Below are 6,000 nucleotides of genomic sequence, written 5' to 3' on the forward strand. Positions count from 1 at the left end.
GCGCCAGCGGGTGCAACCCCGGTTCTTCGGTCTTGGGGATTCCTCATACATGTTGGGCACGTCTTTTGGTTCTGGCGCGCGCGTTTCCCTTTACGCAACAGATCCGATCTCACGCCGCACCCAGTTGGCAAAGGCCACGGCGCCGGGTGTGTCCTCGGCCTGCGGCGACAGCAGCAGATAGTAGGACTCGGGCATTCGCGCACGGTGCTTGAACGGCGCGACCAGCTGACCGCGCTTGATCAGATGACTGGCGATCGTGTCATGTGCCAGGCAAAGACCACCGCCAGCCATGACCGCTGACAGGCAAACCAGATAGGTCGTCGCGTAGGTTATCGGCGGATTTTCCCAATTCAGACCCTGATCTTCCGCCCAGCTTGGCCAGTTGGACAGCAGGTTGGAGCAGTCGAAAAGTGGCTGTTCCTGAAGGTTTTCCAAGCAAACCGGATAATCTGGTGCACAGACCGGATAATAGTGTTCGGTGCGCAGAATTTCGGTTCGGACCGTGTCGGACGGACGAAGCGAGAACCGAATCTCGACCGCCGCGCCTTCGGCCATTTCGCGCGGTTCCCAAAGCTCGGTGAAGACGTTCAATTGAACATGTGGATGTTCCGCTCGAAACGCCGGCAGGCGCGGGGCCAGCCAGTTGACGGCAAAGCTGATGTTGCATTGCACTTGAACCGCGTTTGGTTGCGCACCGGTAACCGCCCGGGTTCCGCGCATCAGTGTCCGGAATGCCTCTCGCACAACTGGCAAATAGGTGATTCCGGCCTCGGTCAGTTCCAGAGCTTTGGGGCGGCGCAGAAACAGTGGCTGCCCCAGATGCCCTTCCAGAGATTTAATCTGCTGGCTGACGGCGCTTTGCGTCATGTTCAGGTCTCGTGCCGCGCCGGTAAACGAGAGATGGCGCGCGGCGGCTTCGAAAGTGCGCAACCAGCCCAGCGGAGGAAGCGAGTTCTGCATCTACATAACCCCGGCATAAGTTCAGCTAATGGGATAGTTGCGTTTTTTTCGTTGGTCAAACTGCCGGGCCCCATGCAGGTTTGGCCACGACCAGCCGCGAAAGGAGCCAAGCATGAGCCTCACCAGTCTTCGTCCCAATATCGACCATTGGTCCGAGCGCGTGGATATGGCCGCCACCTTCCGCTGGACGGCCCGGCTGAACATGCATGAGGCGGTTGCCAACCATTTCAGCCTGGCGGTGAATGATGACGGCACGCAGTTTCTGATGAACCCCAATCAGGTGCACTTTGCGCGCATTCGTGCCTCGGATCTATTGTTGCTGGATGCCAATGACCCGAATGTGATGGAACAACCTAGCGCGCCGGACCCGACGGCCTGGGGGCTGCACGGTTCAATCCACCGCCAGTGCCCGCATGCGCGTTGCGTCATGCATGTGCATTCGATCTTTGCGACTGTTCTGGCCTCTTTGGCCGACAGTTCATTGCCGCCGATCGATCAGAACACGGCGACCTTTTACAACCGCTACGTGGTAGATGAAGAATTCGGAGGTCTGGCCTTTGAAAGCGAGGGTGAGCGCTGCGCAGGGATGCTGTCCGATCCCAGGAAGAAGGTCATGATCATGGGCAATCACGGTGTTCTGGTCATCGGCAGCGACCCTGCGGATACCTTCAACAGGCTGTATTATTTCGAACGCGCGGCCGAAACCTACATTCGTGCCTTGCAGACCGGGCTGCCCCTGCGTGTCTTGTCCGATGATGTTGCCGAAAAAACAGCGCAAGAGCTGGATGACTATCCCGATCAGGCCGAAGCGCATCTGCGTGAGATCAAAGCGATCCTTGATTGCGAAAGTTCGGACTACGCGACCTGAGGCAAAGCGAAAGGTCGAGGCGGGTGGCTTGATTGCGTCCGAATAACCGGACTCAAACCCGTTCAAACAAAGCAATCAAAGCGGTGTCATCCTTGTTGGGGCCAGCCGCGAGATCTCCGTATATGCGGACTTCGGGCAGGGTCAGGTTGCGAATCTGATCCTGCTCCAGTTCGCGGAAAGCGTCAGCAAAACCCAGTTCCTTGAAATGGCGCGCATTGATCGAAAGGGCAAACTGCGCCCCGTGCCGCGCCACGCGTAACAGCGCGGGCAACACCTCGGGGCCCAAGTGACCATGCGTGAACGTGCCGGATGAAACTATGCCGGAAAAGCTGTGGCGCGGAACGGGGATGCCCTGTGTCAGATCAGCCTCGATCGCGTCCCGGTAAATGTCCTTGCTCATCGCCTGATCCAGCATCTCTGCGCTGATGTCGGTTGCATCAATGGGTCCGACGCCAAGCGCCGACAGCACCGCGCCGCACAGGCCGGTTCCTGCTCCGACATCCAGAACGGGCCCCTGACCGCCCGCGCCGACAAATGCCCGTGCCGTGTGGGTGTGAAGCTGATAATCTTCGCGCGCGGCGAAACTGTCATCATAATCTCCTGCCCATTCCGCATAGAGCTGTCTGTTCTCGTCCGGAGAACTCAGCGCATAGGCCGAATGCAGGTCAGGTGTTTTTTTGCTCATGGCCAACAGAAAGGCGCAATCGAAGATTCGATTCAAGTGCGTCCATGCGGCGCTTGCATCCCGGTACGACGCAGATCATCAAAGGGGCATGACCAAGACGCTCTTTTCATTCGGCCATGGCTATTCTGCCCAGGCCCTGTCCCGAAAACTTGCCCTTAAGGGCTGGAAAATTTTTGGCACGACGCGAGACCTTGAAGGGACGGGTGCAATCCGGGCCTCTGGCGCCGAGCCGCTGATTTGGCCGGGTGATGCACTGAACCTTGATGGGGTGACCCATTTGCTGATCTCGACGGCGCCAGATGAAGCGGGTGATCCTGTGCTGGCGGCGCTGGGCGATGAAATTGCCAAGCGGTCCAGTCAGTTCGATTGGGTGGGCTACTTGTCGACAACGGCCGTCTATGGCGACCATCAGGGTGGTTGGGTGGATGAGGACACGCCGCCCACACCGACCGCCAAGCGCGGAAGATGGCGTATGCTGGCCGAGGAGCAATGGTCGGCCATTCCGGGCCTGCCTGTTCACATCTTCCGTCTAGCGGGTATCTATGGGCCGGGGCGCGGTCCGTTTTCCAAGCTCAAGCGTGGTGGATTGCGGCGCATTATCAAACCGGGGCAGGTGTTTTCGCGCATTCATGTGGAAGACATCGCGCAGATCTTGAAGGCCTCGATGACGAAGCCGAATCCGGGAAGCATCTACAATGTATGTGACGACGAACCGGTCCCGCCGCAGGATGTCATAGGATACGCAGCCGAGTTGCAGGGTTTGCCCCTGCCTCCTGCGGTCCGGTTCGACGACGCCGATCTGACGCCGATGGCGCGCAGTTTCTACAACGAAAACAAGCGGGTTCGAAACGACCGGATCAAGGAAGAACTGGGTATTGATCTGATCTATCCCAATTACCGTGTCGGGCTGGAAGCTCTGATGAAAGGCAAGTAGCGTCCTTACATCGCCGCCGCTTTGATCATGTCCGCCGCTTTTTCGGCTATCATGATCGTGGGCGCGTTTGTATTGCCCGACACCAATGTCGGCATCACCGAGGCATCGACGACTCGCAGGCCTTCAAGCCCGCGCACGCGAAGCTGGGGGTCGACGACCGCCATTTCGTCCACGCCCATTTTGCAGGTGCCCACGGGGTGATAGATCGTGTCGGCGCGGGCGCGGATGTGCTTCTCCCAATCCTGATCGGTCTGGGCGGTATCGGTGCCGAACAGTTCTTTGTGCCGGTACTTGGCCAAAGCTGGCGCGTTGAGGATATCCCGCGCCATTCGCGCGCCTTTGATCATGGTTTCCAGATCGCGTTTGTCTGACAGAAACGCCGGATCGATGGCGGGCGCCGCCGTGGGATCTGCGCTGTTCAGGCCTACGGTCCCCCGACTTTCCGGCCGCAGCTTGCAAACATGGCAACTGTACCCGTACCCGTAATGCAGCTTGCGGGCATGATCATCGACCATTGCAATGGTGAAATGCAGCTGAATGTCGGGACGTTCCAGATCGGGGGTGGTTTTCAGAAACGCTGCGCCTTCGGCAAATGGCGTAGCCGCCATCGAGACACCCGTCTTGTTCCACCGTTGAATATGTCGCAACAACCGCGCTGCCCCTGTCGGGCCGATACCAAAATTGTCGGTGTCTTTGGTTTTGAAGATCAGCGCGAAATCCAGATGATCCTGCAAGTTCCGTCCCACGCCAGGCAGTTCGTGGTGAATCGCGATTCCGTGCGGTTCAAGGTCGCTTTTTGCGCCAACACCTGAAACCTGAAGCAGCTGCGGCGTTTTCAAGGCCCCTGCGCACAGCAGGACTTCGCGCTTCGCCTGAACGGTGATGTCTGCGCCCTTGCCTCTCACCCGGTATACAACGCCCGTCGCGCGCTTGCCCTCAAAGCGCAGCCTGCTGGCATGTGCATGCGTGATGACAGTTAGGTTCGGTCGGCCGGAAACTGGGAAAAGATAACCAGCTGCCGCGGAACACCGTTCCCCATTCTTTGCCGGGTCGTGAAACTGGGTAACCTGATACAGACCGACGCCTTCGTTATCACCCCGGTTGAAGTCTTCGGTATGGCGGTGTTGCAGCTGCTGTGCGGCTTGAATGAACGCATGGGTGATTGGACGAGGCTCTTTTTGCCGTGAAACCTGCAACGGCCCGCTGTCACCATGCACACTGTCTGCGCCAAGCTCATTGTTCTCGGCCCGTTTGAAATACGGCAATACGCTGTCCCAGTCCCAGCCGTCGCAGCCCAGATCGGCCCAGCCATCATAGTCCTGCCGCTGACCTCTTACATACAACATGGCGTTGATCGCGCTCGAGCCGCCCAGTGCCTTGCCGCGCGGTTGATATCCTCTGCGCCCGTTCAGACCAGGCTGCGGGACCGTTTCAAAGGCCCAGTTGTTGATCCTTGGACGCCCGGGAAGTGCGGTCACAACAGCGGCAGGCATTCTAACGAAAAGGCTTTTCCCACTGCCACCTGCTTCAAGCAGGCAGACACGTGTGGATGGATCTTCGCTCAGGCGATTGGCCAGAACAGAACCGGCCGAACCGCCGCCGACGATGATATAGTCGAAATCCATGCTGTCTTGCGCACCTCTTGCGACGATTTCGTTTTCTTGACTGGTCGGGCAGAGTTACCACCTTCCCGGTGAGAGTGCGTTAACGGAGCAAAAAAACAACTGTGACCCAAAGTCAGTTTCTTGCGTGACCCAGCCTTTTCTTGATGGGCGGGTCCGGGCTACACGAAAGGTGCAGATAGGTTTTGCAGGTCGTTTCTGTCTGCCGAACCGCTCGATTCCCCCGCAAGGGCAAGTTTTGTGGTTCCTTCTTGGGATATCCGCACGTTCCAGGCGGCATGGAGTTCTTGATTTGTTAAGTTAACTTATTGTTTTGGTTAACAAACACAAGAAAACGACGCGAAATGCAAAGTTTTTTGAAAATGGGGGTTGCAGGTCTCAGACCTAATCCGTAAATACCCCTTCACCGGCGCTGCTGAGGCGGTGCTGACGGGTCGGAGAGGCGGCCTGACGGACTGGAAAGACGGTTGAGACGCTCGGGAGAGACCGGGGGCATCTGAGGTTAGGATTTAGGCGGGCGCGCTGAGGGATTGGCGCAACGGTCTGGTTTTTGGCTCTGGGTGTTTTGCTCTTTGACATTGATGGATAACTGAAGAGATATGTGGGCGGTTTGGTTCGTTTCGACGGATTGAATGTCTGTATATCGCGCTCTTAGGTGATGATTGCCTGCGCTTTAGTAGCGTAAGCGGTAGCGCCGATTATAGAGTGTCAGCTTCACTGTTTGTACGGCTTTCGGTTTCTTAGGAGACCTGAAGCACAGACAAACAGATGACTTTTAGTTGTACTCTCGGCTAGCCGGCTGAGGGTGTCGCCTGTTCGTGCTCAAGTAGCCGAATAGGCGGTAGCACAACTAAAGATGTGCAGAGGTTCGAACGTCAAGGATAGGTTAGCAATAGCCTTTCAACTTGAGAGTTTGATCCTGGCTCAGAAC

The 6,000-nt window shown here is 57.5% G+C and carries 5 protein-coding genes; 2 read left to right on the forward strand and 3 right to left on the reverse strand.

The window, feature by feature from the left end:
• Positions 1 to 90: 90 nt before the first annotated feature.
• Entirely contained in the window at positions 91 to 960 is an 870-nt protein-coding gene (locus tag GOW31_RS16855; protein ID WP_171171619.1) for a LysR substrate-binding domain-containing protein, read from the reverse strand.
• A gap of 112 nt (positions 961 to 1,072) precedes the next feature.
• Here GOW31_RS16855 and GOW31_RS16860 point away from each other — a divergent pair, with 112 nt between their 5' ends.
• Positions 1,073 to 1,828, forward strand: coding sequence for a class II aldolase and adducin N-terminal domain-containing protein (locus GOW31_RS16860; RefSeq protein ID WP_171171622.1), 756 nt, complete (start codon positions 1,073 to 1,075; stop codon positions 1,826 to 1,828).
• A 52-nt stretch (positions 1,829 to 1,880) separates the two neighbouring features.
• Here GOW31_RS16860 and GOW31_RS16865 read toward each other — a convergent pair whose 3' ends face one another.
• Positions 1,881 to 2,513: a class I SAM-dependent methyltransferase gene (locus GOW31_RS16865; RefSeq protein ID WP_171171625.1), complete on the reverse strand. Its 633-nt coding sequence runs from the start codon at positions 2,511 to 2,513 to the stop codon at positions 1,881 to 1,883.
• Positions 2,514 to 2,601: 88 nt separating this feature from the next.
• On the opposite strand from GOW31_RS16865, the gene GOW31_RS16870 reads away from it, so the two are divergent.
• Positions 2,602 to 3,447, forward strand: coding sequence for an SDR family oxidoreductase (locus tag GOW31_RS16870; protein WP_171171627.1), 846 nt, complete (start codon positions 2,602 to 2,604; stop codon positions 3,445 to 3,447).
• A gap of 5 nt (positions 3,448 to 3,452) precedes the next feature.
• Here the strand turns inward: GOW31_RS16870 and GOW31_RS16875 are convergent, their stop codons facing one another.
• Entirely contained in the window at positions 3,453 to 5,072 is a 1,620-nt protein-coding gene (locus tag GOW31_RS16875) for a GMC family oxidoreductase (RefSeq protein ID WP_171171630.1), read from the reverse strand.
• Positions 5,073 to 6,000 lie beyond the last annotated feature (928 nt).

This window comes from Ruegeria sp. HKCCA0370 (genome assembly GCF_013033705.1).
GTDB lineage: Bacteria > Pseudomonadota > Alphaproteobacteria > Rhodobacterales > Rhodobacteraceae > Ruegeria.